Raw genomic sequence first — 1,064 nt, 5'->3', positions numbered from 1 at the left:
GAACATGCCCGGTTACTGGAACGCTGTGAGGGTAAACAACTGGCGGTATGGATGCGGCGGGTCTGCCTGGGTGAGCCGGTTGCCCGTTCCGGGAGGCTGCCGACACTGGCACCGCCGTTACTGCGTCAGCTGGCAGCCATCGGGAATAACCTGAACCAGACAGCCCGTAAGGTGAACAGCGGACAGTGGTCTTCCGGCGACCGGGTTCAGGTGGTGGCCGCACTGATGGCCATCGGGGATGAGCTGCGCCGGTTGCGTCTGGCCGTCAGGGAACAGGGGGCGCGGGATGATAGTTAAGTTTCATGCCAGGGGAAAAGGTGGTGGCAGTGGTCCGGTTGATTACCTGCTGGGAAGGGAGCGTAACCGGGAAGGGGCAACGGTGCTTCAGGGTAATCCGGAAGAAGTCCGGGAACTCATCGATGCCACGCCATTTGCGAAGAAATACACGTCCGGTGTTCTGTCGTTCGCGGAGAAGGAGCTGCCGCCGGGAGGACGTGAAAAAGTGATGGCGAGCTTTGAGCGTGTACTGATGCCCGGTCTCGAAAAAAATCAGTACAGCATCCTGTGGGTGGAGCACCAGGACAAGGGACGGCTTGAGCTGAATTTTGTCATTCCGAACATGGAGCTGGAGACCGGAAAACGCCTACAGCCGTACTACGACCGGGCAGACAGGCCGAGAATTGATGCCTGGCAGACGCTGGTGAATCACCATTACGGGCTGCATGACCCGAACGCCCCGGAGAACCGCCGGACGCTGACTCTCCCTGATAACCTGCCGGAAACGAAACAGGCGTTTGCTGAGGGCGTCACACGCGGGATAGATGCTCTTTACCATGCAGGAGAGATAAAAGGCCGTCAGGATGTGATTCAGGCGCTCACGGAAGCAGGGATTGAAGTGGTCAGGGTGACGCGAAGCAGTATCAGCATTGCAGACCCGAACGGCGGGAAGAATATCAGACTGAAAGGAGCCTGCTATGAGCAATCTTTTACAGACGGGCGCGGAGTGCGAGAAAAAGCGGAAAGAGAGAGCCGAATCTACAGAGACCCTGCTGACCGACGAGTTC

Annotated in this window: 2 protein-coding genes; both read left to right on the top strand. The window is 58.3% G+C overall.

Annotation, left to right across the window (positions count from 1 at the left end; genetic code table 11):
* Window positions 1-297 (top strand): MobC family plasmid mobilization relaxosome protein (locus AC5O77_RS21660; RefSeq protein WP_494507158.1); only part of this gene is annotated, 297 nt, incomplete at its 5' end.
* On the top strand, window positions 287-1,064 hold a 778-nt coding region (gene mbeA, locus AC5O77_RS21655; protein ID WP_494507157.1), incomplete at its 3' end, for a plasmid mobilization relaxase MbeA. The genes AC5O77_RS21660 and mbeA, both read left to right, overlap by 11 nt.

The organism is Stenotrophomonas sp. INTA L402-1 (assembly GCF_059295135.1).
The sequence above is the reverse complement of the archived record's forward strand: the minus strand, read 5'-3'. Positions and strand labels throughout refer to the sequence as shown.